30 protein-coding genes are annotated in these 26591 nt (G+C 59.7%); 19 read left to right on the top strand and 11 right to left on the bottom strand.

Translation table 11 applies throughout. The annotated features are described in order from the left end of the window. Window positions 1-2: 2 nt before the first annotated feature. From WNZ14_RS08575 to WNZ14_RS08540, 8 genes are all read right to left on the bottom strand, one after another. Entirely contained in the window at window positions 3-1568 is a 1566-nt protein-coding gene (locus WNZ14_RS08575) for an ABC transporter ATP-binding protein (RefSeq protein ID WP_342868148.1), read from the bottom strand. Beyond that, a complete protein-coding gene (locus WNZ14_RS08570) occupies window positions 1565-2272 on the bottom strand; it encodes an isochorismatase family cysteine hydrolase (RefSeq protein ID WP_342868550.1) in 708 nt (235 codons plus the stop codon). The genes WNZ14_RS08575 and WNZ14_RS08570 overlap by 4 nt, the downstream gene beginning before the upstream one ends. 5 nt (window positions 2273-2277) lie before the next feature. Then, complete coding sequence (locus WNZ14_RS08565; protein WP_342868147.1) at window positions 2278-3297, bottom strand: formamidase; 1020 nt, start codon at window positions 3295-3297, stop codon at window positions 2278-2280. 11 nt (window positions 3298-3308) lie between these two features. Further along, the gene (locus tag WNZ14_RS08560) at window positions 3309-4226 is read right to left on the bottom strand and encodes an ABC transporter permease (protein WP_342868146.1); all 918 of its coding nucleotides are present in this window, start codon (window positions 4224-4226) and stop codon (window positions 3309-3311) included. Then, entirely contained in the window at window positions 4223-5332 is a 1110-nt protein-coding gene (locus WNZ14_RS08555; protein ID WP_342868145.1) for an ABC transporter permease, read from the bottom strand. The genes WNZ14_RS08560 and WNZ14_RS08555 overlap by 4 nt, the downstream gene beginning before the upstream one ends. Before the next feature lie 74 nt (window positions 5333-5406). After that, window positions 5407-6522: a BMP family ABC transporter substrate-binding protein gene (locus tag WNZ14_RS08550; protein WP_342868144.1), complete on the bottom strand. Its 1116-nt coding sequence runs from the start codon at window positions 6520-6522 to the stop codon at window positions 5407-5409. Between the two features lie 305 nt (window positions 6523-6827). After that, window positions 6828-7790 carry a 2-oxoglutarate and iron-dependent oxygenase domain-containing protein gene (locus WNZ14_RS08545; protein WP_342868143.1) on the bottom strand — a complete coding sequence of 321 codons (963 nt, stop codon included), beginning with the start codon at window positions 7788-7790 and terminating at the stop codon, window positions 6828-6830. A 9-nt stretch (window positions 7791-7799) separates the two neighbouring features. Beyond that, window positions 7800-9134 carry an 8-oxoguanine deaminase gene (locus WNZ14_RS08540; RefSeq protein ID WP_342868142.1) on the bottom strand — a complete coding sequence of 445 codons (1335 nt, stop codon included), beginning with the start codon at window positions 9132-9134 and terminating at the stop codon, window positions 7800-7802. A 120-nt stretch (window positions 9135-9254) separates the two neighbouring features. Here WNZ14_RS08540 and WNZ14_RS08535 point away from each other — a divergent pair, with 120 nt between their 5' ends. Then, window positions 9255-10490 (top strand): amidohydrolase family protein, encoded by a 1236-nt coding sequence (locus WNZ14_RS08535; protein ID WP_342868141.1) that lies wholly within the window; start codon window positions 9255-9257, stop codon window positions 10488-10490. 15 nt (window positions 10491-10505) lie between these two features. Here the strand turns inward: WNZ14_RS08535 and WNZ14_RS08530 are convergent, their stop codons facing one another. Together WNZ14_RS08530 and WNZ14_RS08525 are read right to left on the bottom strand one after the other, a co-directional pair. Then, window positions 10506-11453: an urea carboxylase-associated family protein gene (locus WNZ14_RS08530; protein ID WP_342868140.1), complete on the bottom strand. Its 948-nt coding sequence runs from the start codon at window positions 11451-11453 to the stop codon at window positions 10506-10508. Next, window positions 11450-11608, bottom strand: coding sequence for a hypothetical protein (locus WNZ14_RS08525; protein ID WP_342868139.1), 159 nt, complete (start codon window positions 11606-11608; stop codon window positions 11450-11452). Before WNZ14_RS08525 ends, WNZ14_RS08530 begins: the two co-directional genes overlap by 4 nt. A 245-nt stretch (window positions 11609-11853) precedes the next feature. Between WNZ14_RS08525 and WNZ14_RS08520 the strand changes: the two genes are divergently transcribed. From WNZ14_RS08520 to WNZ14_RS08490, 7 genes are all read left to right on the top strand, one after another. Beyond that, window positions 11854-12615 (top strand): GntR family transcriptional regulator, encoded by a 762-nt coding sequence (locus tag WNZ14_RS08520; RefSeq protein WP_342868138.1) that lies wholly within the window; start codon window positions 11854-11856, stop codon window positions 12613-12615. Further along, on the top strand, window positions 12612-13316 hold the full coding sequence (locus tag WNZ14_RS08515; protein ID WP_342868137.1) for a flavin reductase family protein: 705 nt from the start codon (window positions 12612-12614) through the stop codon (window positions 13314-13316). The genes WNZ14_RS08520 and WNZ14_RS08515 overlap by 4 nt, the downstream gene beginning before the upstream one ends. A gap of 80 nt (window positions 13317-13396) precedes the next feature. Further along, the gene (locus WNZ14_RS08510; RefSeq protein WP_342868136.1) at window positions 13397-14503 is read left to right on the top strand and encodes a BMP family ABC transporter substrate-binding protein; all 1107 of its coding nucleotides are present in this window, start codon (window positions 13397-13399) and stop codon (window positions 14501-14503) included. Between the two features lie 99 nt (window positions 14504-14602). Continuing rightward, complete coding sequence (locus WNZ14_RS08505; protein WP_342868135.1) at window positions 14603-16177, top strand: amidohydrolase family protein; 1575 nt, start codon at window positions 14603-14605, stop codon at window positions 16175-16177. Window positions 16178-16453: 276 nt separating this feature from the next. Beyond that, window positions 16454-16801, top strand: a complete 348-nt coding sequence (locus WNZ14_RS08500) for a hypothetical protein (protein ID WP_342868134.1) — start codon at window positions 16454-16456, stop codon at window positions 16799-16801. 52 nt (window positions 16802-16853) lie between these two features. Next, window positions 16854-17099, top strand: a complete 246-nt coding sequence (locus WNZ14_RS08495) for a hypothetical protein (RefSeq protein ID WP_342868133.1) — start codon at window positions 16854-16856, stop codon at window positions 17097-17099. 230 nt (window positions 17100-17329) lie between these two features. Beyond that, a complete protein-coding gene (locus tag WNZ14_RS08490; protein ID WP_342868132.1) occupies window positions 17330-17749 on the top strand; it encodes a DUF4112 domain-containing protein in 420 nt (139 codons plus the stop codon). Window positions 17750-17865: 116 nt separating this feature from the next. On the opposite strand, the gene WNZ14_RS08485 is transcribed toward WNZ14_RS08490, so the two are convergent. Further along, window positions 17866-18015, bottom strand: a complete 150-nt coding sequence (locus WNZ14_RS08485; RefSeq protein ID WP_342868131.1) for a hypothetical protein — start codon at window positions 18013-18015, stop codon at window positions 17866-17868. A gap of 57 nt (window positions 18016-18072) precedes the next feature. On the opposite strand from WNZ14_RS08485, the gene WNZ14_RS08480 reads away from it, so the two are divergent. The 11 genes from WNZ14_RS08480 to WNZ14_RS08430 all read left to right on the top strand — a co-directional run bounded on the left by WNZ14_RS08480 (window position 18073) and on the right by WNZ14_RS08430 (window position 26564). Further along, window positions 18073-18699 (top strand): formate/nitrite transporter family protein, encoded by a 627-nt coding sequence (locus WNZ14_RS08480; protein ID WP_342868549.1) that lies wholly within the window; start codon window positions 18073-18075, stop codon window positions 18697-18699. A 137-nt stretch (window positions 18700-18836) separates the two neighbouring features. Further along, window positions 18837-19871, top strand: a complete 1035-nt coding sequence (locus WNZ14_RS08475) for a sodium:calcium antiporter (RefSeq protein WP_342868130.1) — start codon at window positions 18837-18839, stop codon at window positions 19869-19871. A 112-nt stretch (window positions 19872-19983) separates the two neighbouring features. Further along, window positions 19984-21447 (top strand): F0F1 ATP synthase subunit beta, encoded by a 1464-nt coding sequence (gene atpD, locus WNZ14_RS08470; protein ID WP_342868129.1) that lies wholly within the window; start codon window positions 19984-19986, stop codon window positions 21445-21447. After that, window positions 21444-21866, top strand: coding sequence for a F0F1 ATP synthase subunit epsilon (locus WNZ14_RS08465; RefSeq protein WP_342868128.1), 423 nt, complete (start codon window positions 21444-21446; stop codon window positions 21864-21866). The genes atpD and WNZ14_RS08465 overlap by 4 nt, the downstream gene beginning before the upstream one ends. Beyond that, the gene (locus tag WNZ14_RS08460; RefSeq protein WP_342868127.1) at window positions 21863-22156 is read left to right on the top strand and encodes an AtpZ/AtpI family protein; all 294 of its coding nucleotides are present in this window, start codon (window positions 21863-21865) and stop codon (window positions 22154-22156) included. Before WNZ14_RS08465 ends, WNZ14_RS08460 begins: the two co-directional genes overlap by 4 nt. Beyond that, window positions 22132-22443 (top strand): ATP synthase subunit I, encoded by a 312-nt coding sequence (locus tag WNZ14_RS08455; RefSeq protein WP_342868126.1) that lies wholly within the window; start codon window positions 22132-22134, stop codon window positions 22441-22443. The genes WNZ14_RS08460 and WNZ14_RS08455 overlap by 25 nt, the downstream gene beginning before the upstream one ends. Continuing rightward, entirely contained in the window at window positions 22440-23153 is a 714-nt protein-coding gene (locus WNZ14_RS08450; RefSeq protein WP_342868125.1) for a F0F1 ATP synthase subunit A, read from the top strand. Before WNZ14_RS08455 ends, WNZ14_RS08450 begins: the two co-directional genes overlap by 4 nt. After that, on the top strand, window positions 23153-23398 hold the full coding sequence (locus WNZ14_RS08445; RefSeq protein WP_342868548.1) for a F0F1 ATP synthase subunit C: 246 nt from the start codon (window positions 23153-23155) through the stop codon (window positions 23396-23398). Before WNZ14_RS08450 ends, WNZ14_RS08445 begins: the two co-directional genes overlap by 1 nt. Window positions 23399-23402: 4 nt before the next feature. Next, window positions 23403-24143, top strand: coding sequence for a F0F1 ATP synthase subunit delta (locus WNZ14_RS08440; protein ID WP_342868124.1), 741 nt, complete (start codon window positions 23403-23405; stop codon window positions 24141-24143). Continuing rightward, complete coding sequence (locus WNZ14_RS08435) at window positions 24130-25707, top strand: F0F1 ATP synthase subunit alpha (protein ID WP_342868123.1); 1578 nt, start codon at window positions 24130-24132, stop codon at window positions 25705-25707. The genes WNZ14_RS08440 and WNZ14_RS08435 overlap by 14 nt, the downstream gene beginning before the upstream one ends. Further along, on the top strand, window positions 25704-26564 hold the full coding sequence (locus tag WNZ14_RS08430) for a FoF1 ATP synthase subunit gamma (protein WP_342868122.1): 861 nt from the start codon (window positions 25704-25706) through the stop codon (window positions 26562-26564). The genes WNZ14_RS08435 and WNZ14_RS08430 overlap by 4 nt, the downstream gene beginning before the upstream one ends. Window positions 26565-26591: the final 27 nt, after the last annotated feature.

Here is a 26591-nt window from a genome sequence, read left to right as displayed (position 1 = left end):
CCTCAGTGCCCCGCCATGTATTTGCCGATCGTGTTGCGGTCGGTCTCATCGATGGGCGCCTGATAGGTGATCTGTCCGCCCGACATCACCGCCACCCGGTCGGCAAGTTCGAGGATCTCGTCCAGGTCTTCCGACACCAGCAGGATCGCCGCACCCTTGTTGCGCTGATCGATCAGCTGCGCCCGGATCTCGGCGACGGAGGCGAAATCCAGCCCAAAACAGGGATTGGCGACAATCAGCACATTGACGTCACCCGACAACTCGCGTGCAAGTATGGTTCTCTGCACATTGCCACCCGACAGATTTTCAATTGGCGTCTCCGCTGACGGCGTCTTGACGTGGTATTGTTCAATCAGCTTCACGGCAGTTTCGCGCATCGCGGCGGGCTTCAGCCACCAGCCAACGCTCGCCATAGGCGGCTTGTCAAAGCTGCGGAAGGCGATGTTTTCCGACACGCTCATGCGTTTGACGGCAGCGTTTTTCAAAGGCTCTTCCGGCAGGCCGAACACCTTCAAATCGGCAAAATTCTTGCGAGTCGCATCAAACCGCTGGCCATTGATGATAATGGCGCCATCGGTCAATTTACGCTGACCAGCAAGAGCCTCGACCAGCTCAGACTGCCCGTTTCCGGAAACACCGGCGATGCCGACAATCTCGCCGCCCTTGATTTTGAGATTTACGGTATCGACCGCCCGCATGCCCTCATTGTTATCGACGATCAGACCCGCAATCTCCAGCGTGCTCTTGGGTTCGACCTTGGCAAGCCGCGGCGCCTTTTCGCGCATCTGCGCTTCGCCAATCATCATCTTCGACATCTCGTCAGTGGTCAGGTCCTGAACCGAGCCACTTCCTGCCAGCTTGCCGCGCCTGAGCACGGTCACCCGGTCGGCAAACGCGTTCACTTCACGAAACTTGTGGGTGATCATCAGAACGGTGATGTCCCCCGCCCGCGCCATGTCGTGCAACAGGCCCAATATCTCGTCAGCTTCGCCCGGAGTGAGAACCGATGTTGGCTCATCGAGGATCAGGAAGCGCTGATTGAGGTAAAGCTGCTTGAGGATCTCGAGTTTCTGTTTCTCTCCTGCAGACAGGTCAGCCGCAACCGTGTTGAGCGCAACCCGGAACGGCATCCGCTCCATGAAGGCTTCCAGCTCTTCCTTTTCCCTGGCCCAGTTTATCACGGCAGGCGCGTCAGCGCGCGAGATCACCATGTTCTCCGCAGCTGTCAGGCAGGGAACAAGCGTGAAATGCTGGTAGACCATGCCAATGCCGGCAGTTTGCGCGTCGGCCGGCGCCTTGATCTGCACTTCTCGATTATCGACCAGCAATTGACCGCTGGTGGGCTGGTAGAAACCCATGATGCATTTGACCAGCGTCGACTTGCCCGCGCCGTTTTCACCCAGCAGCGCGTGGAATTCGCCCGCGCCCACCTTGATAGACACATCATCCAGCGCAACCAGAGAGCCAAAGACCTTGGTCATAGAGACGGTTTCGAGCGAAAAAGCGCCGGCTTTGCTGGCGGCGACCGGGTGGGCCGAAAGATCGTCCGGATGAGCGAGCGCGGTCATGGTATCTGCTCCAGGGCTTCAAGCACCGTACTGCTTTTGGCAACGGCGCCAAACACACCACCCTGCATCTTGATCATGTCGATGGCGGCCAAGTGATTTTCCAGTTTCGTCGCACCACAGCCATCCTCGACCATCAGGCATTCAAAGCCCCGATCGTTTGCTTCGCGCATGGTGGTGTGAACGCAGACATCGGTGGTGATGCCGGTCAGAATGATGTTGCGGATGCCTTTGACATGCAGCAGCATTTCAAGATCCGTTGCACAGAACGAGCCCTTGCCGGGCTTGTCGATGATCGGTTCGCCGGCAAGCGGCGCCAGTTCCTCGATGATGTCCCAGCCCGGTTCGCCGCGCACCAGAATGCGCCCGCACGGCCCCGGATCGCCAATGCCCGCGCCGATGCGCTGCGAGCGCCAGCGTTTGTTGGCCGGCAGGTCCGACAGATCGGGTCTGTGGCCTTCGCGTGTGTGAATGACCAGCATGCCCTTGGAACGCGCCATGTCGAGCAGCGACTTGATCGGGTCGATCGGCGCGCGGGTGAGCGAAAGGTCATAACCCATCTTGTCGACATAGCCGCCAGGACCACAGAAATCGGTTTGCATGTCGATGATGATCAGCGCGGTATTGGCTGCACTCAGGTTACCGTCGTAGGGCCAGGCATAGGGATCGGCCTTCACAGGACCTTCAACTGCGACTGAAGGCGACATGGAGTTCATTCGGCCGCCTCACCGAGCTTGGTTTCGCCGTAGCGCCGGGTCGGGCGTTCAAATCCGCACGAGGTGCCGTCAGTGTGAACGACTTCATCTTCCCATGGCAGACGGTAAGTGCCCGCCACCATGTCTTTCATGAACGTGTAGGGGCAGTCCTGCGCGCCGCCGAGCACCGCGGTGTAGCCGCGATGGCCGAGCTGATAGATGTTGTTTTCGACCGACCAGTGCTTGCGCGCCTCACGCACCAGATCGGGGCGCACCTCGGCGGTGATGATCTCGTCGACCCGGCCGGATGTGCCGTGCGCCAGCACTGCGCCGTCGAAATTGACGATCATGCCTTCGCCCATGGAATCAAACGTGCCGTCCGAGCCGCACATGCAGACATTGGCCGTCACCATAAGGTTGCTGAACGAGTTGGAGAGGTTGGTAAAGCGCCAGCTGTCACGAATCGGCGCAGTGTAGCCAGCGGTCCTGAGCATGATTTCCGCGCCCTTGTAGGCGCACTCGCGCGCCATCTCCGGGAACATGCCGTCATGACAGATGATCAGCGCCAGCTTGCAGCCCTTGGGACCATCAATCACCGGGATGCCCAGATCTCCCGGCTCCCACGGCTCGACCGGCACCCATGGGTGCAGCTTGCGATAATAGAGCTTCACCTCGCCCTGATCATCGATCACGATCCCGGTGTTGTAGGGGTTGCCGCCGGAATTGTATTCCATGATCGAAAAGCAGCCCCAGATCGAATTGTCGACGCAGGCCTTCTTGAAGGCGGCGACTTCGGGGCCATCCATAGACACCATGATCTCTGGATTGGTGTCCATCGACAGGCCGTGCATCGCGTATTCGGGAAACACCACGAGATCCATGGTCGCCATGTTGCGCCGCGCCTTGCCGACCATCGCGACAATCTTCTCGGTCTGGCGGGCCAGGTCGTGCCGGGTTTTCACCAAAGGCAGTTGCAGTTGCACGACGCCGATGACAACGCCGTTTGGAGTCTTGTTCAAACCACCGAGTGCGCTCATGATTTCGTCTCCTATTTCGCGATTGAAAGTTCGCCCGGAGCAGCCCGGGCAGAGTTGCGTCCGCTGGCAGCAACCATGATGAAAAGCGTCAGGATATAAGGCGCGGCATTGAAGAAGTAGTAGCCCTGACTGATACCTACCGATTGAAGCGCCGGACCAAGTGCGCCGGCCGCGCCAAATAGAAGGGCTGCAATTATGCAGCGCAGCGGGTTCCAGCGGGCGAAGATAACGAGGGCCACGGCCATCAGGCCCTGCCCCGAGGACAGCCCCTCGTTCCAGCTTCCCGGATAGGACAGCGAGAGGAATGCGCCGCCAATGCCTGCAAGAAAGCCGCCTGCAGCGGTCGCCAGGATCCGCACCTTGATTGGATTGATGCCCATGGCGCGGGCCGCAGGTTCGGAATCGCCGGTCATGCGAACGACCAGGCCCACACGCGTGTTGGCAAGTCCCCACCACATGACGAAGGCGATGATGATACCGACAATGAACAGAGGGTTGATTTCAAGCGCCTGCTGAAGTGCGGAATTGGACGCCCAGCCGCCAAGCGGCAGGCTCTCGAGCCGAGGTGCGGAGGGCTGGATGTAGGGCTTGCCGAAGAAGAACGCGACACCGATGCCGAACGACATCATGGCAATGCCGACAGCGATGTCATTGACCTTCTTGAGGCTGCAGATGATGCCATGCATCAGTCCGAGGAACACACCAGAAAACCCGGCAGCAAGAACACCGAGCCACGGCGAGCCGGTGTGGAACGAGATGGCATAGGCAACCATGGCGCCCAGCACCAGATTGCCCTCCAGCCCAAGATTGATGCGCCCCGATTTCTCGGTGAGCGTTTCGCCGAGGGCTACGAAAATGAACGGCGTCGAGACCCGGATGGCTCCACCCAACATGGCAATCAGGATCGTGGTAAGCGCTTCGGCCGTCATGTCCGCTCCGTGCTGAGTTTGGGCTGGAAGATCGCAAACCTTCCGTAAAGGCTGTCGCTGGCAAGCAGCACCACAAAGATGATGCCTTGCAGCACCAGTGCTGTCGCATCTGGCATATCCATCCGGCGCTGAATGAGGCCGCCGGAGGCCTCGATGGCTCCAAACATGACCGCCACCGGTACAATCATCAGAGGATTGTGCCGCGCCAGAAAAGCCACCAGAATTCCGGTGAAGCCGTAGCCCGCGACCAGCGATGCATTCGCCTGACCGTGAATGGCGGCAACTTCGAAATAGCCGGCCAGACCTGCGCAGGCGCCGGCAATTGCCGAGCATGCGAGAATGAGACCACCAACCGGTAGCCCTTGGGCGAGCGCTGCGCGTGGATTGCCGCCGGTAACGCGGGCGGCAAACCCGAACGTTGTCCGGGACATGAGGACTTGCAATGCCACGGCCAGCACCAGGCCAAAGACCAGGCCCCAGTGGACATCGGTGCCGGGAATATTGCCGACCATGTAATCCTTGCCGATCGGCATGGTGGAGGGCTTGTTCTGCGACGCAGGGTCGCGCAAGGCGCCCTCGACGAAGAAGTTCATGATCGCAATGGCGATATAGGTAAGCAGCAGCGTCGAGATGGTTTCATTGACACCACGGCTGTGCTTGAGCCAGCCCGCGATCGCGTTCCAGGCGCCGCCCGCAAGCATGGCAATCAGCATCATCAGCGCCATCGTCAGGTAAACCGGTGCCTGGGCCGAGACCAGCGGTATTGCCAATGCCGCAGAGGCAAAGCCGCCCATCACCAGCGCACCTTCTGCACCAATCATCACCAGCCCGATGCGCGCGGGAATCGCAAATGCAAGCCCGGTCAGGATAAGTGGCGCCGCGCGCTGCAAGGAATTCTGGAACGAAAACGAGGTTCCGAAGCCGCCGCGCCAGACAAGTTCAAAAAACTGGGCCGGACTTTTGCCCAGAACCAGCAGAAACAGCGAAAAGATGATTGCGGAGGCAATCAGAGCCCCCAGCGGTATTGCAACAGCCTCGAGAGAGGCACGGAGCCGCGCCGTATCAAAGGTCGACGGTTTGACGAAAGTCGTTTCTGCTTGTGCCATGCCTGATCACGATCACTCTCAAGAGGCAAACAAATCGGGCTGCGCGAACAATGCCGCGCAGCCCGGTGGGAGGATCAGGTGGTCGAACCGATAACGCCTTCGAGCAGGAAGCTCATGCCATCAAGCACCGGATCGTAATTGTCGAAGGTCTTGTCGAGAACAACGTTGCCCTGGTTGTCCTTGAGCGGACCGACATAGATTGGCTTGCCTTCCTTGAGACCGGCGATAGCCGCATCTGCGGCCGCGATGGCTTCCGGCGTCGCGCCAGCGCCATAAGCGGTGTTCTTGACCATATCGTTGTGGTAGCCGCCGACCACCACGTTCGGCAGGGCTTCGCCCTTGCCCAGCATGTCGGCATACATGTTGTAGATGGTTTCCCATTTGTATTCCGCGCCGGTGATAAAGCCCTTGGGCGCAAGCGGTGCCTGCGAGGCATTGTGACCACAGCTTTTGACGCCGCGGCCTTCAGCGGTTTCGATCACCACTTTCGGGCCGTCGACATGGCAGGTCAGCACGTCGCAACCTGCATCAACCAGCGCATTTGCGGCTTCAGCCTCGCGCACCGGCAACGACCAGTCGCCGGTGAAAATCACCTGAACTTCTGCTTTCGGATTGACCGAACGCGCGCCGAGCAGAACCGAGTTGATGTTGGACAGCACGGTCGGGATCGGCTTTGCTGCGACAAATCCGATCTTGTTGGATGTGGTGCTCAGGCCGGCTGCGACGCCGTTCACATAATGCGCCTGGTTGAGGTAGCAGAAATAGCTGCCCAGGTTGGCCGGGTGCTTGTCCTTGTTCCACAGCGGTGCGGCGTGACGAAACTGAACGTCGGGATACTTGGCCGCGAGATCGATCATGAACGGGTCGAAATAGCCAAATGACGTTCCGAGTATGAGGTTCGCGCCATCCAGGTTGATCATCGATTCCATTGACTTCGACACAGCGTCGGTCTCGGGAACGTTTTCTTCCTCTATGACGGTGACGTTCTCGACCTTCTTGAGGATTTCCATGGCGACAGCATGGGCCTGGTTCCAGCCGAAATCGTCGCGCGGGCCGACGTAAACCGCACCTAGAACGACGCTCTCAGCCGCTGACGCACTGTTGATGAATGGCATCGGCAGCGCCATCGCCGCGATACCGGCGGCACCTGTCTTCAAAATCGAACGCCGTGAAATTTCTTTGTGAGCCATGTCCAGATCCTTTGCTGGCTTGCGAATCCCTGTTGTCGCCGGATTTTGGAAGGCAACCGGCTGAAAACAGTTTTGCAAAACGTGTGCCAGTTTGAGTGACCTCAATTTATGTTTTTATTTCAATAAGATAATCCAACACACATAAATCAGAGAAGGTCGCCGATGCCTGAATCAGAGCAAGCGCAGACGAAATAATGTACAATTTCTTAATATAGCACATTTATTAGGCATTCTTGAGCCTATTGCATACAATCGAGCCGCGGACATTTTTCCGTGTTGCCCCGGGCACCCTCTAAACTGCCAGATCAAGACAGCCCGCTGGCCTTGTAGGTCGGGTTCAATCGGCTCTCGAGGTAATCATCGCCGCGAATGGGCGCATAACGTGCCGGGTTTTCCGGCCCGCTGCAGGTTGGCAGGCATTCGATGATCGCTTCCGGATTGGGGTCGAGGAAAAAGGCGATCGAATAGCGCTCGCGCCCTGCCGGACTGACCACCCGGTGCGGGGTGGACATATAGGTGTCGTTGGTCCATCGCATCAGGCAATCGCCGATGTTGCAGACAAAGGCGCCCGGGATATAGGGCGCCTTGACCCAGTCGCCCGATCGTGTGCGCACTTCCAGCCCGCCGACTTCATCAGTCAGCAGCAAGGTGACGCAGCCATAGTCGGTATGCGCGCCCGCCCCCATCTGCCCGTCTTCCACCGCATCAGGCTGCGGCGGATAGTGCAGCAACCGAAGCGTGGCGAGCGGCCGGTCGAGCTTGTCTTCAAAGTGATCCGCTTTCAAACCGAGATCAGTGGCGAATGCGACGTGCAGCCTGCGGCCGATGTCGAGCGCCGTGTCGAAATAGGTGAGCATCGCCTGGCGGAAACCCGGATGCTCCGGCCACAGGTTAAGGGCGCGAAACCTCGCGCCGGCCATCAGCTCCGGATCATCAACGGCAAGCTCGAGACCGATATTATAGGCCTCTTTCAGATCAGCGGGCTTGGACGGATCGAGCGCTTCGCCGCGCATCGGCACATAACCGCGATTGCCGGTTTTGGGCGAAATCTCCACCTGCTTCTTGACCATCTCGGGCAATGCAAAGAAATCGTGCGAGGTCGAGAATAATGCGTCGATATCCACAAGCGAAAGCGCGTGGCCCTTGATGTAGAAGAAGCCGATCCCGCGGCAGGCCTCGCCGATCAGCGCGGCGGTGTTTTCAATTGCAGCCTTATCGGAGCCGTAGAGGCTTTTGATGTCTATTACCGGAATGTCTTGCTCTGGCATGGGTTTTCCTCAACTGAACCGCTTGGCGGCGGCGGAATGGTCTGTAATCAGCTTGGCGACATCAAGCCCCATAATGTGCCCGTCCATGACTCGCCATTCGCCCGCGACCATCACCCGATCGGCGCGATTGGCGCCGCAATGGACCAGGGCTGCGATTGGATCATGGTTGCCCGAAAATCGCATCTCGTCGAGCGTGAACATGGCCAAATCGGCCTGTTTGCCAACAGCGATTTCGCCGATATCACTGCGCCCCAGGCAGCGCGCCGAGCCCGTTGTCGCCCAGCGCAAGGCGTCGCGGTGGGTAATCCGGTCTGCCGACTTGTAACCCAGCCGGTTGACCATCAGCGCGTGCCGCACTTCCTCCATCAGGTTGGAGCTGTCATTGGATGCCGAGCCATCAACGCCGAGCCCTACCGGGCTGCCAGCGGCTTCAAGATCAAGTGTCTTGCAAAAGCCTGAGGCCAGCACCGCGTTCGATGTCGGGCAATGGCAGACGCCGACACCGTGCTTGCCGAGCTTTTCGCAATCCTCGCAGGTGAAATGGATGCCGTGCGCCAACCACACCCGGGGCTGCAGCCAGTTGCAGTCCTCGAGCCAGTCGATCGGCCTGTAGCCAAATGTCTCGATGCAGAATGCCTCTTCATCTTCGGTCTCGGCCAGATGGGTGTGCAGCCGGCAATCATAGGTCTCAGCGAGCACAGCGCTTTCGCGCATGACATTTCTTGAGACGTTGAAGGGCGCGCATGGGGCAAGTGCTATCTGGATCATCGCGCCATCCGAGGTGTCGTGATAGCGCTTGAGCACCCGCTCGCTGTCGGCCAGAATTGTATCGTCATCCTGCACGATATGATCATCCGGGATGGCGCCATCCTTTTTCGAAAGTGAGAGCGATCCGCGCGTCACTGTGGCGCGGATACCGAGCGCCTGCGCTTCCTGCACCTCGATGTCGGTGGCATCCTCCAACCCCTCGTACGCCATGTAATTGTGGTCCATCGCCGTGGTGCAGCCCGAAAGCAGCAGTTCGGCGAACGAGAGCCGGGCGCCGACACGGAACATGTCGCGGTCAAGCCTGCTCCAAATCGGATAGAGGGCCTGCAGCCAGGGAAACAGCTCCTTGTCGCGCGCTGCCGGATGGGCGCGGCACAGGGTCTGGAAGAAATGGTGATGCGTGTTGATCAAGCCGGGGATGATAGCATGCCGGGAGGCGTCGAAGATCTCATCAACATCGGTGACAGGCGCCCTGCCCGCCGGCACCAACTCAACGATCCGGCTACCGGATATGACAATGCCGCCACCTGCATTCTCCGCCAGGATCGCCAGCGGGTTCTTGATCCAGATTTTCATCCGTTGCCTATCCATGCTGCCTGTTTCTTGCGCACTCACGCGCACCAGATTGAAACCAAGCAACCACCATGCCAGATAGGCAGGGACGAATGCCCCGGGACCGGATTTGAAAGGCCTGCCATGAAAGTCGATCTTGTTCTGCGCAATGCAAGGGTGCATGGCTTTGACGATCTCATCGATATCGCGGTTACCGGCGGGATCGTGACGGCACTTGGGCCGAAGATTGTCTGTGAGGCTGTCTCGGAAGAGGATCTCGGCGGCAAGGTAGCGTTCGCAGGCTTTGTCGATAGCCATGTGCATCTCGACAAGGCCTGCATTCTTGACCGCTGCAGCATTTGCGAAGGCACGCTGAAGGAGGCCGTGCGCGAAACCGCTGCCGCGAAGTCGGGCTTTACCGAGGATGACGTCTATGCCCGCGCAGCCTCCGTGATAGAGAAGGCGATCCTTCACGGAACTACACGCATGCGGACGTTTGTCGAGGTCGATCCGCGTGCGGGCATGCGGTCTTTTGAGGCCATCCGCCGGATCAAGGCCGAGTATGCCTTCGCAGTCGATATCCAGATCTGCGCTTTCGCTCAGGACGGGCTGACGCAGGAACCTGAAACGCTCGATCTTCTGGACCGTGCGCTATCGGATGGCGCCGATCTGGTCGGCGGCTGCCCTTATACCGATCCTGATCCGGTTCAGCATGTCAGTCTGATTTTCGACATGGCCGAAAAGCACGGCGTCGATGTCGATTTCCATCTCGACTTCGATCTCGATCCGACAGCTTCCAATCTACCCGCAGTGATCTCAGAGACTTTGGCGCGCGGTTATCAGGGCCGGGTTGCGGTCGGCCATATGACCAAGCTTTCGGCCATGCCGCGCGACCAGCTTCAACACCTCATCAGCGATCTGCACGGGGCCGGAATTGCGCTTGTGACGCTGCCCTCAACCGACCTGTTCCTGATGGGGCGCGAGCATGATCACACTGTGCCCCGTGGCGTGGCGCCTGCTCATCTGTTTGCCCAGGCCGGCGTGACCACGGCTATCGCCACCAACAATGTGCTCAACCCGTTCACGCCCTATGGCGACGCCTCGCTGTCCCGCATGGCCAATCTCTATGCCAATGTGCTGCAGCTCTCCCGCGACGATGAATTGAGCACGGTCTTTTCGATGGTCAGCGACGCACCCGCGCGCATTTTGCAAACGCCCTATGGTCTCAAGCTCGGCGGACCGGCTGATATCGTGGTGCTGGACGCGACCGACCCGGTATCGGCAGTCAGGGAAATCGCGCCGGCGCTGTGCGGCTGGAAAAATGGCCGCAAGAGTTTCTCCCGGCCTGCGCCGCTGTTGCATCGTCAGTCGGATAGCTGACGGGTATCGACGATCCTATTGCTTTTCCGTCTTTGAAATCCGTGGTGCACCGCTTGCGGAGTTGAGATAGCGGTTTTCCCACCAGGAAAAGACGATATCGCGCAGCGCGGAATCGTCGTCATCACCATAGATGGTCCGGCGCGCAAGCGCCTCGAACTTGGCGACCTCATCCGCATCGAGGGCGATCTCGATTGCTGTTTCGGCCAATGGCGTGTTGACGAATTGCGGCACATAGGCTGCATCGGGCACGAGTTCGCGCGTCGCCTTGATCTGCGAATTCACAAAATCCTTCGGCGTCCGCTGACTCCTGAGCGTCGGGGTTTCCGGGACCGCAGCCATCTCCTCGTCGGTTGCATCAAAGATCTGCAGCTTGATCGGCTTCAGCCCGAAATTGCTGGTTCGCATCACATCCGCACCGCAGACATTGGGGACGGCCAGCACATCCATCAGCGCAATCAGATCGATATGATCCCCCTTCTGTGACTGCTGCCGTGTGATGGTGGCGCTGCCTTCAAGGGTCACTTCCGTGCACATGAACATATTGAAACTGTCGTGCACATCATCAGGGGTCAGCCCGTATTCGCGCTGTGCTTCGGACTGGATATCGTGGCAATTTGTGTGCGTGTGATAGCCGTAGGCGCTTTCATAGAGATAGGCGCTGCAGCGGGGAAACAGCACGTCATTGCGGCCATAGGTGTCCTCGGCGATATACATCATCGCCCGTTCACGCGGCGGCGCCGACCAAAGGTATGTCCCCTTGCTTGGGTTGAAACCGTGAACCGTGCGGGTGCGTCCGCAATGCATGAATTCCCTGTAGTCGTGCAGGTTGAAGCAGTTGAAATCGACACACTGAGCGCCGAGCACCTGTTCGATCCTGAGGATCTGGCCCTTTCGAACTTCAAGCGCCTTGCCGGTTCCGGGCTGCATGATCCATTCAAATTTTGGCTGACGCTCTGACATCATTTCACCTCCGGCTGACCGGCGGGCAAAGGCTTGCTCTCGGCAATGGCGCGCCTGACCAGAGCTTCAAGCGACGGGGCAGCGCCATCCTCCACCGCCCGTTCGAGGAGCGCTCGCTGCTGGTGATTGAGCCAAAGCTTGAGTGTTTTTCCGGTCATCAAGTCACCCCTTCGTATGCACCATAAGAAAATCATGTATACACGATTTTGTTTTCTTGCTACCACTCTTTTCAAGCCGAAATGCATACTGCAGCCCCAATTAACGAGGCATCATAAAGCAAGAGAGCATTTTTGTTGTTCGATCCGCCTCAAAATTAGGCATCACTTGCTTAATATTTGGACATTTGATCGATACAAGAATTGTGACGCATGGTATACAATAGAACGATGATCGTGAGTGCCGCATGACCAACAAGCCGAGCAGAATTGACCATGCCTACATGGCGCTGAAAAGCGCCATAATCGAACAGGCGCTGCGTCCGGGCGACAAGCTACCAGAGGACGAGGTCGGACAGCTGTTCTCGATGAGCAGAACTCTGGTGCGGCAGGTGTTCAGCCGGCTGAATGCGGAAGGCCTGATTGAAATCGGCGGCAAGCGGCCTGCGACCGTTTCCATTCCCAGTCTCGATGACGCCGTGGCTGCCTTCGAAGTCCGTCAGGCGCTTGAGCGGGAGGTCGTGAGCCTGGTCATCAAGCGGTGGAGCCCGGAGCATGAAGCCACGCTTGAGGCGCACCTTGCCAAGGAGATCGAAGCCGCGAAGGCGGGCAGCGCGCCAGCATCCATTCGCCTTGCGGGAGAGTTCCACACGCTTTTGGCCGACATGACCGGCAACCCTTTGCTGTCGCGCTTCGTCTCCGATGTCGTCTCGCGCTGTTCGGTGATCCTGGCCGTCTTTGGCCGGCCCCATTCAGCCGACTGCGGCGTCCATGAGCATCGTGAAATCATTGACGCCATTGCCGAAGGAGACGCGGCCAAGGCGTGGGAGCTGATGCATCACCATTTGAGTGAAGTTGAAGCACGCGCCTTGATCACCTCATCTGAAACTTCCCCCAGAACGCTTGCCGACATGCTCTCGCCCTATGTCGAAGGCGGCAACAGACCAGAGCCTAAACCGGCAAAGGGCCGCGGTCGGCCAAAGCTGCAAGTGGTCAAGGAAAGCCGATGAGCATCGAACCGCCGGTCACCCATACCCATTTCGATTTCTCTGGTCTCAGCGGGCGCGACAAGTACAAGCTGATCATCGGCACGGTGATCCCCCGCCCGATCGCGCTCGTCACGACGGTCGATGAAAACGGGGTCGTCAACGCCGCACCTTTCAGCTTTTTCAACGCGCTGTCCGGCGATCCGGCCATTGTCGCCATCGGCGTAGAGAACAAGGCCGACATGTCGTTCAAGGACACCGGGCACAACATCCGCATGACCGAGCAGTTCACGGTCAACATTGTCGATCAGGCGATGATCGACGCCATGAACATCTGCGCGGTGCCGTTTTCCTCCGACGTGGACGAACTCGATATCGCCGGCCTGACACCGGTTCCAGGCGTGCATGTGAGTTGCCCGCGCATCCTTGAGGCCCCTGCAGCGCTCGAGTGCAAACGATACATCACCCTAGAGATCGGCAAGTCGCGCGAAATCATTCTTGGCGAAGTCATGGGCGTTTTCATCCGCCAGGATTGCGTCAACCCACTCAACAAGCATGTCGACCAGAAACGAATGGATGCCGTTGGCCGCCTGGGTGGCCACGACTATTCGACAATCCGCGACCAGTTCACGCTTCCGACCATGTCGGTGGCAGATTGGGAGACCCAGAATAAGAACCTCGACGACTCCGCAGAACCGGAAAACCCGGCAGGGGAACAACCATAACAAGACATACCGTTGAGCAATTGCAGACCGGAGGAAAGCGCCTGAAGGCGTAGCCAAATAACCTAACACGGAGACGAGAGATGACTTCATACATGATTGACCGCCGTCGCTTCCTGGGAACGTCTGTTGCCGCCGGCGCGATGGTTCTGGGTGGCGGCCTGATGCCGGCCCGCGCAGAGAACACCACCATCGGCATGATATATGTCGGCCCGAAAGACGATTTCGGATGGAACCAGGCCCATGCCGTGGGCGCACAGGCACTTCGTGAATTGCCGGGCATCACAGTCGTCGAGGAAGAAAACGTGCCAGAAACGATTGCTGTCGAGAAGTCGATGGAATCGATGATCAACCTCGACGGCGTCAACCTGCTGTTCCCGACCTCGTTCGGCTATTTCGACCCCTTCATGATCGATATGGCAGGCAAGTATCCAGATGTTCAGTTCCGTCACCCCACCGGACTGTGGAGCGCTGACAAGCACCCGATGAACCTTGGCGGCTATTTCTGCTACCTCGATCAGGCTCATTACGTAAACGGAATTGCAGCGGGCCTGTCGACCACGTCGAACAAGATCGGCTTCATCGCCGCAAAGCCCATCGCCCTTGTTCTGCGCAACATCAACGCGTTCACTCTCGGGGTGAAGAAGGTCAATCCGGATGCCGAAGTCCGCTTGATCATCACCGGCGAATGGTCACTTCCTGTGCGTGAGGCGGAAGCCACCAACGCGCTCATTGATGTTGGCTGCGATGTCATTGCCTGCCACGTCGACAGCCCGAAGGTGATTGTCGAGGCCTCCGAAGGCCGCGGCGTGAAAACCTGCGGTCACAACGCTGATCAGTCTCCGCTTGCGCCGAACGGCTTCATCACTGGCGCCGAGCTGAAATGGGGCACGGTCTACAAGGAATACGCCGGATTGATCACCAAGGGCGAAGCAATCCCGAATGTGAATGAAGGCGGCTATGACCGCGACATGGTTGCGTCCTCGCCTTTTGGCGCAGGCTGCAGCGAAGCCGGCAAGTCGGCTGCCCTCGGCGCTATCGAAGAGCTCAAGAAGGGCGCACCGATCTTTGTCGGTCCGCTCAAGGACAACAAGGGCAACCTCGTCGTAGAAGGTACGCTTGGGCTTTATGATGGCTCGCTATGGGGGACTGACTATCTCATCGAGGGCGTGATCGGATCGATCACATAAGCTTGCCCTGATGAGGTCGCGCCGGAGTTCGTGGGAGGAGCGGGCACCGGCGCGGTTTTAGCGAGCAGCGGCAAACCAGTTTACTGTGCAGAGGTCCAAATGGGTTTTGCAGATACGCCTTCTCCGACGTTCATACTCGCAGCCGGCCATGTACTGACCGGTCCCGACGCATCGGGCGCCATGCAAGTGATTGACGACGGTGCTATATTGGTCCGGGACGGGATCATCGGCGCGGTTGGCGAGCTTGCGGATCTGGTCCGGGACAATCCGCATGCCGAGGTCAGAGGCGGCAGGGACATGGTCGCCATGCCGGGCTTTGCCAATTCACACCATCACTTCGGACTGACCCCTTTGATGATGGGGGTTCCGTTTGCACCGCTGGAGCTATGGCTACCGCAGTTCCGCAAGATGAGGCAGGTGAGCCTCCGGCTGGATACTCTGTATTCGGCAATCGAGATGCTCGAAAGCGGCACCACCACCGTCCAGCACATCACTTCCGGTTTGTCAGGTACGGTCGAAAACTGGGATCGCACCACTGACGAAATCATCTCCGCCTATGGCGAGATCGGCATGCGTTGCGGCTACTGTTTCATGATCCGCGATCAGAACATCTTGTCCTATGAGGACGACGCCAAGGTGCTTGAAACCTTGCCGGAAGAGGTCCGTGAATGGCTGGCGCCCTCCATACAGGCAGCACAAACGCCGACCAGTGCCTATATGGATTTCTTCAGCCGACAACATCGCACTTGGTCCGATCGAAGCCCGGACATGGTGCGTATGAACCTCGCCCCGGCCAATCTTCACTGGTGCAGCGACGACAGCCTGCAGATGATTTTCGAAACGGCACGCTCCCACGGCGCCAGCATCCACATGCATCTGCTGGAGACCGAGCGCCAGGCGCGCTACGCCCAATCGCGATTTGAGTGCTCCGCTGTCGAGCATCTGGAGCGCTTGGGATGCCTTGGGCCGGAACTCACCATCGGGCACGGCAACTGGATGACACGCGATGATCTTGACCGATTGTCCGATTGCGGCTGCATGGTCTGCCACAACGCAAGCTCCGGCCTGCGACTGGGCAGTGGCATCGCCCCGGTCAACGAAATGCAGCGACGCAACATCCCCGTGGCGCTTGGCATCGACCAGTCCAACATCTGCGATGACCGTGACATGACGATCGAGATGAAGCTGGTCTGGGCGCTGCACCGTGAAACAGGCATGTGGAACAACCGGCTCGAGGCATCCCGGATCCTGACCATGGCAACCGAGCACGGTGCGAGATCGGTCGGCTTCGGCAAGATCACCGGCAGGCTGGAACCCGGCCGCCAGGCTGATATCGTCCTGATGAGCAAGTCAGAAATCGGTCGCCCGGTGATCGATCCGCGCACGCCGATTGCCGATGCGGTGCTTCATCGCGGCAGCAAATCAGCCATCCGCCAGGTCTATGTCGGCGGACGCCGGGTCGTCGACAACGGCCGCGTTACCACCATCGACCGCGATGCCGTGCTGGCTGAAATTGCCGACATCCTGTCCGCGCCCATGACCGAGGCCGATCAGAAGGCCGACCGGATGGCGGCGGCCATGATGCCAGCACTGGAGGCGTTCCACCGCGCCCATTCGCCTGACGAGGGGTATGCGCCCTACCGGTTCAACGCCATGCATGATGCCGATCACTAAAGAGGCATCATGATCCACCGTGCCGGCCAGCTACATTTATTTCCTGTGATATTCAGCCCGGTTTTTTCGGCTCTGTAGCGGCTTCCCCGATCCGGAAAATGCGTCACCCGCGGGCAAGCAGCTCCTGATCGACATCAGTGCGCCTGGGATCCCGTGGGACTATGTTCAGTTACCTACGAAATGAGTGGCCGTCATTGACGATGACCCGACGATGCAGTTCGACCGGCAGGCCTGACAAACAGGTTCCGGGCGGCGGTACGGATAAGGAAGCCAGTTATGCAAATTCAGATCAACACTGACGAGAACATCTATGGTGGAGAAGGCCTGTCAGCGCGGGTTTCGGCTGAAATCCACACCCGGCTGGACCGCTTCAGCCAGCATATTACCCGCATTGAAGTTCACCTCAGCGACGAGAACGCAACAAATCGGGCAGTTTCGACTAGCGTTGTCTTATCGAAGCGCGCCTGGAGGCGTCGTCAACCGGAAGTGGCCAGCGACCATGCCGCCACGATTGATGCCGCCTATTCGGGCGCTGCCAAGAAGCTGCATCATGCGCTTGAGTCGACCCTCGGCAAACTCGATGACACCAAAGGTGGCGACACGATACGAACTGGCCGCCAGTAGGAATTCGCCCGCCGCCAGATTTGCGTGTGAGCAAACCAAGAAAGCAAAAATCATGGTCAAGGAATCATCCAAGACGCATGCCCCGGAGAGCAATCCCGAAACCAAGCTTGATCAGGAAACACCGGCAGACAAAAATTCGGACAGTTCAGCAAAACGCGTCGCGGTTGATCGACCGGGCTTCGATCTTGGCGGTTCGACTGGCGAGACGAGCACAGGATCAGGCCTGGGCCTGGGGAAAGACGCGGCTGAAAATCGCGACGACCGCCGACTTCCGCGGCGCACGGGCAAACGCCCCTAGGCTGAGCACGAGCCTATCGACAGCGGCACAGCGCATCATTCCAGATAAAGCGCCCGGCAAAAAACCATCAGCTCAAATCAGAGCCTGGTGCTTCTGGATGATCACCAATTCGTTTTGCTTTTCAAGTGACTGGCACACGAAGAACGTATCTGGTTTTTCCAGCGTTGTTTTTGCAGCCACGGCACTTCGTGACGAAGGGAACCAAAAGCGCGCAAAACCATTGATCTGCCATGACCGATACCACACCGACATTCGAACAAGACATTATTGTGATCGAGCAGGAACTTGTTCGCCTTGACCGGTTGGCCCGAACGCTCGACAGCAGGTTCGTGCTGCCCGGCACCTCGATCCGCTTCGGGCTGGACACGATTGTCGGCCTGATTCCGGGTATCGGAGACACGCTGATGGCGGCGCCTTCAGCCTGGATGATCTGGCGCGGTCACAAGATGGGTGTCAGCAAATGGCATCTCGCCCGCATGGCGGGAAATACCGGCCTCGACTATGTCATCGGCGCCATACCCATTATCGGTGATATTTTCGACGTCGGCTTCAAAGCCAATCTGCGCAACGTGGCGATCCTGCGCGAGCAGCTGGACGTGAAAAATCTCGCCCAACGCAATGTTCAAGCCGGATGGAGCCAGTCATCGTAGCTGACACAAAATCCCACAGTAAATCAGCACCCAAGACCAAAAAAGGTTACAAGGACGAGACGGGCGAAGTTTCCGAGATGGTCGAGGAAGCCAAGGAAAAGTCTGTCGGCAAGGCCTCAAAACTCTCCCCAAAGCTGATCCACGAGGTGATCAGGCGCGACGGTGAAGAGGAAACTGGGCAGACCGTTCCGGTCGCTGTTCTGGTCCGGCATCGCAGCAGGTATCCTCATCAGCTTTTCAATTGTCGGCAAGGCGATGCTGCGCACCCACCTTCCGGATACGGATTGGAGGCCACTTCTTGAGAACTTCGGCTACAGCTTCGGATTTCTGCTAGTCATCCTGGGCCGGATGCAGCTTTTCACCGAAAATACGATCATGACGGTGTTGCCGGTGGTGGCCAAACCGTCGCGCAGTTCGTTTGCCAAGCCAGCCGGCTCTGGGCGATTGTACTTGTGGCGAATGTCGTTGGCTGTTTCATCGCCGCGGCGACAATTGCCTATGGCATGGTTCTTCCCGACGCGCTGCTTCCTGCTTTCGACGAGATTTCGCGCCACAACATGGCGATACCGGCCGCCGAAGGTTTCGCCCGCGCCATCCCCGCAGGCATTCTCATTGCCGCTCTGGTGTGGATGCTGCCGCAGGCCGTAGGGCCCAATTTCTGGTTGATCACGCTGTTCACCTGGCTGATCGGCGTCTGCGGCTTCACCCATATCGTCGCGGGCTCTGTCGAGATGGCCTGGATGCTGATCACCGGGCAGCTTGGCATCGTCGCGGCCTTGACCGGATTCTTCCTGCCGGTTCTGGCCGGCAACATCGTCGGCGGAACGCTCATCTTCACCTTCCTGGCCTGGGCCCAGGTGCACGAGGAAATACCGGCCCAACAGAATGAAGATGGGGCACCATCTGACGCTAAATCCAAAGGCCGAAAGCTCCATAGCAATGCGCATTAATCGAGCCAGACAGATAGGGTTTACTCTGAACTGATTTCCAACATAAATTCGGCGACAGAGAATTCCTGGAACGATCGCTTTCATCTGAACAAATAGCGGCCCGATGCATTGGTGAAGGAACAGGAGCCCGTTCCCTCATGATGTTCAGCGACTTTTCTCTTGCCATTCTCTTGGCCATCTTCGCCGCCGCAAGCGGAGTTATCCTTCTCTGCGGCGTGCGTATGACCGGGCTCGCCGACCGGATAGCCGATCGCACTGGTCTGGGCGAAGCGCTGATCGGCGGCGTGCTTTTGGGCGCAGCAACTTCTCTGTCGGGCACGGTTGTGTCGGTCACGGCGGCGCTCGACGGTCGGGCTTCGCTTGCATTCTCAAATGGTGTGGGCGGCATCGCAGCGCAGACTGCCTTTCTTGCGCTGGCCGATCTGTTGCACCGCCGCGCCAATCTCGAACATGCAGCTGCAGAACTCGCCAACGTGTTTCAAGGCGCGTTGTTGATCCTGCTTCTGGCCATTCCGATTCTTGCCTATGCCGGTCCGGACGTGACTATATTCGGCAGCCATCCCGCCTCCTATATTTTGGTGATTGTCTACATCACCGGTGTCATCGCTTCCAAACGCGTCCGCGAGCAGCCGATGTGGACGCCTGTGGGGACTACGGCGACCGAAGATGACCAGCCCGACGAAGACCAGAAGGACACAGGCGGCAATCTGCCCCTGTTCGCCTGGTTTGGCGGGCTGATGCTGGTGATGGGGGGCGCAGGCTGGACGATTGCGCAGGTGGCGAGCGAACTGACCGACCGCTACAGCCTTTCGGCGTCGCTGGTCGGCGCACTGATGACGGCGGTGGCGACCTCCTTGCCGGAATTGGTCACGACGTTTGCCGCGGTTCGCCGTGGTGCATTGCAATTGGCTGTCGGCGGGATCATTGGCGGCAACACGTTTGACACGTTGTTCCTGACCCTGTCCGATCTAAGCTACCGCGATGGCTCGCTCTATCATGCGCTAACACCGAATGATTTCTTCTGGCTGGCCACAGGTCTTGTGCTCACCTCCATCCTGCTGCTCGGGCTTATCGTGCGTCAACGAACCGGACCGGGAGGAATTGGTTTTGAAAGCGCCGGCGTACTGACCGTCTATGCCGGGGCGATTGCCGTGCAGGCCTTCGCGATGTGACCAATTCGCCGACGCTGCGGTGCAACACTGATACATATCAATGCAGTGCTCCATGCGAGCTTTTAGACTTGCTGTTCAAGGCCCAACACCTCGACGGAAAGATCCAAAACGCATGGGAGAGCACACCGCTTCTCGGAAGACCGCCAACCCGACCGACGGCATCGTCGATGCCGTGAGAGGCGCTGTCGTAGATGTCGTCTTCGCTGAAGAAGATCTGCCATCGATCAATTCTGCCCTGGTCGTGGAATGGGACCGGCCGACGCCTCTCATTCTCGAAGTTCACAGCCATCTCGATCTGCACACAGTACGCGCGGTCGCGTTTCAGTCTACTGCCGGGCTCGCGCGCGGCGTTTCGGTTCATGCCACTGGCGGACCGGTCGAAGTGCCTGTTGGCACGGCGGTCCTCGGTCGACTTCTCGATGTCGTGGGCAATCCGCAGGACAATGGACCTGAGCTGGCAAAGGATACGCCACGCCGGTCAATTCACGCGCTGCCGCCGCTGCTGAAATCCCAGACTGGCGCAACCGAGGTATATGAGACCGGAATCAAGGTGATCGACCTGCTGACGCCGATGGCGCAGGGCGGCAAGGCCGCGATGTTCGGGGGCGCAGGTGTCGGCAAAACCGTTCTGGTGATGGAACTGATCCGCGCCATGGTCGAGAAGTATGAAGGCATATCCGTTTTTGCAGGCATTGGCGAGCGATCGCGCGAGGGCCACGAACTCCTGACCGAGATGCAAAGCTCCGGCGTGCTGGAGCGGACCGTGCTCGTCTACGGCCAGATGAACGAGCCGCCTGGCGCGCGCTGGCGTGCCGCGCTGACAGCCTTGACGGTGTCTGAATATTTCCGTGACCAGAAACACAAGAACGTGCTCTTGCTGATGGACAACGTCTTCCGCTTTGTCCAGGCCGGCGCGGAGGTGTCGAGCCTTCTGGGCCGCCTGCCCTCGCGCGTTGGATACCAGCCGACACTGGCAACCGAGGTGGCCAGGCTGCAGGAGAGAATCGCCTCGGTGGCAGGCTCCGCGGTAACCGCCATTCAGGCTGTTTACGTTCCCGCAGACGATTTCACCGATCCGGCCGTAACAACGATTTCCAGCCACATGGACTGTGTCATCGTGCTGTCGCGCGCCCAGGCAGCGGAAGGTTTCTATCCGGCGATCGACCCTCTGGCTTCGTCTTCGATGCTGCTCGATCCGCTGATCGTGGGCGAAGCGCATTACGAGACCGCCGAGGCTGTGCGTCAGGCGCTGGCGCGGTTCCGGGAGCTGACCGACATCATCTCCTTGCTCGGGGTCGAAGAGCTGGGCGCTTCGGACCGGCTGATCGTCAAACGCGCACGGCGGCTGCAGCGGTTCCTGACCCAGCCTTTCATGGTGACTGAGGCCTTTACCGGCACTCCGGGTGCCAGCGTCGTGCTTGCGGATACGCTGGCCGGGTGCCGCGCCATTCTGGATGGCGAGGCCGACGATTGGTCTGAAAGTTCGCTCTACATGGTCGGAACGCTGGAAGATGCGCGCAAGAAAGAAGCCGACGCAAAAGCATCGGAGACCTCGGACGCGGGGCCCGCGGCATGAGACTGAAGATTGTTACACCTCTGTCGGTAGTGGTCGATGAGGACATCGATAGCTTGCGCGCCGAGGATGCGAGCGGCAGTTTCGGCATCCTGTCCGGTCATGCTGCGTTCCTGACGGCGCTCGCGATCTCCATCGTCAGTTGGCGCAAGGATGAAACGGAACGCTTCTGCGCAGTGCGCGGCGGTGTGATGACCGTGGGCGGAAAGTCTGCCCCCACCACTTTGATCGCCATAGCCACACGCGAAGCGGTGGCGGGCGATGACCTCGCCACGCTGGATTCCGAGGTGCTCGCCCGGTTTCATTCGGACGCAGATAAAGAGCGAATGGAACATGTCGAAACAGTTCGCCTGCAATTGAACGCCATCCGGCGCATGATCAGCCGGCTTGGGCCGGGCGTGAATGCGGGAGAGTTTCAGTGAAACCCGAAACTTCAAACGGACCCGAAGAAGATCCGCTGATCGCCGAAACGCGCCTGCGCCGTGACCGGCGCGATAAATGGCTGCGCGAGGGGGATATGTCGGTAGGCCGGCGCCTTGCGCAGATCGGTGTGCTCGGCTGGATCTTCGTGACGCCGACCCTTGCGGGCCTGTTCTTTGGCCGCTGGCTCGATGGCTATCTTGGCTCCGGCATTTTCTGGACAGCGCCGTTCATGGTGCTCGGTTTGTGCCTTGGCGGCTGGACCGCATGGAACTGGATGAACGCGCCATGATCGATCTCTCTTTGCTTCCGCTGCCTGTGATCCTGCCGATCTACTTTCTGGGTGGGCTTGTGCTTGGCTACCTCTATTTCCGCGCATTGCGGGAAACGACCAATCTGGTGGTCAATCAAGGCCATCCTCATCTTGCTCTGGCCCTGACACTTGGCCGTCTGGCTCTGCTTTGCGGCGGCTTGTACCTTGCCGTTCTGGCAGGTGGGATCGCGCTGCTGGCGACGCTTGCGGGCGTTCTTGCAGCCAAGGCCCTGATACTGCGCCATATCCGGAGGGCCGCCTCATGAACTCCCCGCTCGATTCCGTCGTGGTGTTCCAGATCGGACCGGCTCCGATCACGCAGGCAATCATTACGACCTGGGTGATCATGGTTGTGCTGGTTCTTGGAGCCTATCTTTCGACCCGCCGGCTCGACAAGACGCCAAGCAAGAGGCAGGCGGCGATGGAACTCATCGTCGCTACACTCGATACCCAGATCCGCGAAACCACCGGTGCAGCACCAAGTCCCTACCGCAGTTTCATTGGCACACTGTTCCTGTTCATCCTGGTGGCGAACTGGTCGTCGCTTGTGCCGGGGGTTGATCCGCCGACAGCGCAGCTCGAAACCGATGCGGCGCTTGCTGTGCTCGTCTTTCTCTCGGTGATCTGGTTCGGAATCCGCGGCGGCGGCGTGGGGGGATATCTGAAATCCTTCGCAGCGCCCAATGCGGTGATGATCCCGCTCAACATGCTGGAAAGCGTCACTCGTGTGTTCTCCATGTTCGTCCGCCTGTTCGGCAATGTGATGAGCGGCGTCTTCGTCATCGGTATCGTCGCCTCGCTGGCGGGGCTTCTCGTCCCCATCCCGCTGATGGCGCTGGATCTGCTGACCGGGCTTGTGCAGGCCTACATCTTTGCCGTTCTCGCGATGGTGTTCATCACTTCTTCTGTCGAGGACGGCCAGCCCAAACCGACAGACGCCGCTCCAGCGGCCTCCCCAACACAAAAGGTTTCATGATGGATTACGCTCCCCTGGCCAGCATTTTCTGCGCCGCCTTCGCCGTGTCTTTCGGCGCGATCGGCCCGGCCCTCGCCGAAGGCCGCGCAGTTGCCGCAGCAATGGACGCGATCGCGCGTCAACCCGAGGCTGCAAACACGATCTCGCGGACGCTTTTCGTGGGTCTCGCGATGATCGAGACGACGGCTATCTACTGTCTGGTGATCGCGCTTCTGCTGCTCTTCGCCAACCCGCTGCTGGCTTGATCGAATGACCATCAACTGGTGGACGCTCGGCCTGCAGGCGATCAATGTCCTGATCCTTGTCTGGCTCCTCTCAAGGCTGTTCTGGCGTCCGGTCGCAGCTGCCATTGCGCGGCGTCAGGAAACGACACAGGCCACGATCGACGAGGCAAAGGCCGCGCAAATCAAGGCCGATGCGGCTCTGGCCGATGTCAGCAAGACCCGAGAAGGCATAGCGGCTGAGCGCACAGCATTGCTGGCGGAGGCCACGAAAAAGGCGGAGGCCGCCGCAAAGGCTGCCCTTGCCGACGCGCAGGTCAAGGCCGACAAATTGCTGGCGGCGGCGCAAACCTCGATCGACCGAGACGCTGCGGCTGCGAAAAAAGACAACGCGGCGCAGGCCTCAACGCTTTCAGTGGAGATCGCCGCCAAGATCCTCGGTCAGTTGAACAGTCCCACGGTTCAGGCTGCTCAGCTTGAGCTCCTGGTGAAGGCAATATCAGGCATGACGGACGCGGAGCGCGCAGCGCTGGTTGCCGCCAAAGCCCAGATCGAGATTGCCTCCGCCACATCCCCGACGGTCGCAGAGAAGGCGGAGATCAAGAAGGCTGTGATTGCAGGGCTCGGAGGTTCCCCGAAGCTGAAATTTGTCACCGATCCCGACCTGATTGCCGGGCTGGAACTCAGAAGCGCCCATTTCGTGCTGCGCAACAGCTGGCGGGCAGACCTTGACGCGATCCTGAAGGAGATGACGGATGCGGCCCTCTGACAAGACGGACTGGCTCGTCGCCGCGCAAGCAGCCCTGCGCAGCGCGGCGCTTGGCCCGCGGGTCGAACACAGAGGCCAGGTCGAGGAGATCGGCGACGGAATCGCCATGATTTCGGGATTGCGCGATGTGCGGCTGGACGAAGTGATGCACTTTCAGGGTGGCCAGGTCGGCTTCGCCAGGGTTCTGGATTCCGATCAGATCGGCTGCGTGCTTCTGGATGCAGCGACCGATGTCGAAGCCGGAGACGCGGTTTTCGGCACCGGCGAAGTGGTCAATGTTCCAGTTGGCGAAGCGCTGCTGGGGCGGATCGTCGATCCGCTCGGTCGCCCGCTCGACGGAAAGGGCCCGATCCAGGCAGCAAGCCGGTTGCCGATCGAACGCCCGGCGCCATCGATCATCGAGCGCGATCTGGTCACAGAGCCGGTGCAGACCGGGATCGTAGCCATGGACACGCTGTTTGCACTTGGCAGGGGTCAGCGCGAACTGATCGTCGGCGACCACTCCACCGGCAAGACGACGCTCGCCATCGACGCCCTGATTGCGCAACGCGACACCGACATGATCTGCATCTATGTCGCTGTGGGGCAGAAGACCTCCAGCGTGCGCCGCGCCATCGACGCGCTGCAGGCGCAGGGAAACTTCGAGCGCTGCATCGTTCTGGTGGCAAGCTCTGCCTCGGCGCCCGGTCTTCAATGGATCGCGCCCTATGCCGGCATGACGATGGCGGAGTATTTCCGCGACAAGGGCCAGCACGCCCTGATCGTGATCGATGATCTGTCCAAACATGCAGCCACCCACCGCGAAATCGCGCTTCTGACCCGGCAATCGCCAGGGCGTGAAGCCTATCCGGGCGATGTCTTCTACATCCACGCTCGTCTGCTCGAACGCGCGGCGAAGCTGTCGAAGGATCGCGGCGGCGGCTCGCTGACCGCGCTGCCGATTGCCGAAACGGATTCCGGCAACCTGTCTGCCTATATCCCGACCAACCTGATCTCGATCACGGATGGACAGATCGTGCTCGACGCTGCCCTTTTCCACCAGGGCCAGAAGCCGGCGGTGGATGTGGGGCTGAGCGTCAGTCGTGTGGGCGGCAAGACCCAGGCGCCAAGCTTGCGCACGGCGGCGGGCACGCTGCGGCTCGACTATGCGCAGTTTCTGGAGCTCGAGGTTTTCACCCGCTTCGGCGGCATGCCTGAAGGCCGGGTCCGCGACCAGCTCAAACGGGGGGAGCGGATCCGGGCCATCCTTCGCCAGCCGCAACACGCGCCGTTCCGCCTGGCCGACGAAGTCGGGCTGATGCTGGCGGTGCAGTCGGGACTGCTCGACCCCTTGCCGCTGGATGCGGTGGCAGCTTTCCGCGCAGGCCTTCCGGCGGCCCTCGAGAGGGACGCGGCCGAGGTGCTTAGCACGATAACAGCAAGCGGCGAAATGGAAGCGGAGACACGCAAGGTGGTTATGACCGCGATCACCCGGCTTGCACAATCACTTTCAAGCAGCAATGCGGACGTGAGCACGACTGGTGACGACGTGGCGGAGCCCCCCGCAGAAACACCCGCGTCATGACCGAGCGGTTGGCCGACATCAGTGCCCGGATCGAGAGTGTCGGTCAGCTGGGGGCGGTGGTGAACGCCATGAAAGGTATCGCTGCCGCGCGCGCCCATACCGCCAGAACCCAGCTCGAGGCCGTCGACAGCTACGCGGCGACCATTGCGGCTGTGATGTCGAGCGCGCTTGGACCCGAGGCGGCCCCTTCCAGAGCGCCCCGTTCAAGCGCGGGGAAGGCAACACAAGCCAAGACAGGGCTTCTGGTGTTCTGTGCGGAACAGGGGTTCGCCGGCGCCTTCAGCGAGCGGGTGCTCGACAGCATTGACGTGGAGCCCGATGCCAAAACCCTGTTTCTCGTAGGGACACGCGGTCTTGCTCTTGCCGCTGTCCGCGGGATCGTGCCGGTGTGGAGCGCTGCCATGCCATCGCACACACCTGGAATCCCGAAGCTCGCAGACAGGATCACGACGGCGATCTACAATTTGGTGGGTGCAGGCAATATTGACCGTCTCGACGTCATCTTCACGGAACAGAAGTCTGGACGACCGACGGTCAGGCGGCAGACCCTGTTCCCGATCGATATGTCCAATCTCCCGGCGCCCGCGTTTGAAAATCCGCTGATGCAGCTTCCTGTCGGCGCGCTGATCGACAGTCTTGGCGCGGACTATTTTCATGCGCTTGTCTGCAGGACCGCGCTTCACGCATTTGCGGCCGAAAATGACGCCCGGCTTGAAGCCATGTCGGCCGCGGGCAGCCAGATCGCGCGCGAACTTGAAACGTTTCAGGCCACGCTGCGCCGGGTGCGGCAGGAGGCGATCACGGCCGAGATCATCGAGCTTGGCACCGGCGCTGCCGCAGCGCGTGACGAGCGATAATAAGGACCTGAGCTGATTGAAGGGCTG

The organism is Hoeflea sp. AS60, assembly GCF_038900115.1.
Lineage (GTDB): Bacteria > Pseudomonadota > Alphaproteobacteria > Rhizobiales > Rhizobiaceae > Hoeflea.
Note: the sequence above shows the minus strand (reverse complement) of the source record. Positions and strands in the feature narration are given on the sequence as shown.

What these genes read in the sequence shown, in the direction of transcription:
- WNZ14_RS08575 (WP_342868148.1), bottom strand. Translation starts at nt 1,568, where the DNA reads ATGACCGCGCTCGCTCATCCGGACGATCTTTCGGCCCACCCGGTCGCC.
- WNZ14_RS08570 (WP_342868550.1), bottom strand. Translation starts at nt 2,272, where the DNA reads ATGTCGCCTTCAGTCGCAGTTGAAGGTCCTGTGAAGGCCGATCCCTAT.
- WNZ14_RS08565 (WP_342868147.1), bottom strand. Translation starts at nt 3,297, where the DNA reads ATGAGCGCACTCGGTGGTTTGAACAAGACTCCAAACGGCGTTGTCATC.
- WNZ14_RS08560 (WP_342868146.1), bottom strand. Translation starts at nt 4,226, where the DNA reads ATGACGGCCGAAGCGCTTACCACGATCCTGATTGCCATGTTGGGTGGA.
- WNZ14_RS08555 (WP_342868145.1), bottom strand. Translation starts at nt 5,332, where the DNA reads ATGGCACAAGCAGAAACGACTTTCGTCAAACCGTCGACCTTTGATACG.
- WNZ14_RS08550 (WP_342868144.1), bottom strand. Translation starts at nt 6,522, where the DNA reads ATGGCTCACAAAGAAATTTCACGGCGTTCGATTTTGAAGACAGGTGCC.
- WNZ14_RS08545 (WP_342868143.1), bottom strand. Translation starts at nt 7,790, where the DNA reads ATGCCAGAGCAAGACATTCCGGTAATAGACATCAAAAGCCTCTACGGC.
- WNZ14_RS08540 (WP_342868142.1), bottom strand. Translation starts at nt 9,134, where the DNA reads ATGAAAATCTGGATCAAGAACCCGCTGGCGATCCTGGCGGAGAATGCA.
- WNZ14_RS08535 (WP_342868141.1), top strand. Translation starts at nt 9,255, where the DNA reads ATGAAAGTCGATCTTGTTCTGCGCAATGCAAGGGTGCATGGCTTTGAC.
- WNZ14_RS08530 (WP_342868140.1), bottom strand. Translation starts at nt 11,453, where the DNA reads ATGATGTCAGAGCGTCAGCCAAAATTTGAATGGATCATGCAGCCCGGA.
- WNZ14_RS08525 (WP_342868139.1), bottom strand. Translation starts at nt 11,608, where the DNA reads ATGACCGGAAAAACACTCAAGCTTTGGCTCAATCACCAGCAGCGAGCG.
- WNZ14_RS08520 (WP_342868138.1), top strand. Translation starts at nt 11,854, where the DNA reads ATGACCAACAAGCCGAGCAGAATTGACCATGCCTACATGGCGCTGAAA.
- WNZ14_RS08515 (WP_342868137.1), top strand. Translation starts at nt 12,612, where the DNA reads ATGAGCATCGAACCGCCGGTCACCCATACCCATTTCGATTTCTCTGGT.
- WNZ14_RS08510 (WP_342868136.1), top strand. Translation starts at nt 13,397, where the DNA reads ATGACTTCATACATGATTGACCGCCGTCGCTTCCTGGGAACGTCTGTT.
- WNZ14_RS08505 (WP_342868135.1), top strand. Translation starts at nt 14,603, where the DNA reads ATGGGTTTTGCAGATACGCCTTCTCCGACGTTCATACTCGCAGCCGGC.
- WNZ14_RS08500 (WP_342868134.1), top strand. Translation starts at nt 16,454, where the DNA reads ATGCAAATTCAGATCAACACTGACGAGAACATCTATGGTGGAGAAGGC.
- WNZ14_RS08495 (WP_342868133.1), top strand. Translation starts at nt 16,854, where the DNA reads ATGGTCAAGGAATCATCCAAGACGCATGCCCCGGAGAGCAATCCCGAA.
- WNZ14_RS08490 (WP_342868132.1), top strand. Translation starts at nt 17,330, where the DNA reads ATGACCGATACCACACCGACATTCGAACAAGACATTATTGTGATCGAG.
- WNZ14_RS08475 (WP_342868130.1), top strand. Translation starts at nt 18,837, where the DNA reads ATGATGTTCAGCGACTTTTCTCTTGCCATTCTCTTGGCCATCTTCGCC.
- atpD (WP_342868129.1), top strand. Translation starts at nt 19,984, where the DNA reads ATGGGAGAGCACACCGCTTCTCGGAAGACCGCCAACCCGACCGACGGC.
- WNZ14_RS08465 (WP_342868128.1), top strand. Translation starts at nt 21,444, where the DNA reads ATGAGACTGAAGATTGTTACACCTCTGTCGGTAGTGGTCGATGAGGAC.
- WNZ14_RS08455 (WP_342868126.1), top strand. Translation starts at nt 22,132, where the DNA reads ATGGAACTGGATGAACGCGCCATGATCGATCTCTCTTTGCTTCCGCTG.
- WNZ14_RS08450 (WP_342868125.1), top strand. Translation starts at nt 22,440, where the DNA reads ATGAACTCCCCGCTCGATTCCGTCGTGGTGTTCCAGATCGGACCGGCT.
- WNZ14_RS08445 (WP_342868548.1), top strand. Translation starts at nt 23,153, where the DNA reads ATGGATTACGCTCCCCTGGCCAGCATTTTCTGCGCCGCCTTCGCCGTG.
- WNZ14_RS08440 (WP_342868124.1), top strand. Translation starts at nt 23,403, where the DNA reads ATGACCATCAACTGGTGGACGCTCGGCCTGCAGGCGATCAATGTCCTG.
- WNZ14_RS08435 (WP_342868123.1), top strand. Translation starts at nt 24,130, where the DNA reads ATGCGGCCCTCTGACAAGACGGACTGGCTCGTCGCCGCGCAAGCAGCC.
- WNZ14_RS08430 (WP_342868122.1), top strand. Translation starts at nt 25,704, where the DNA reads ATGACCGAGCGGTTGGCCGACATCAGTGCCCGGATCGAGAGTGTCGGT.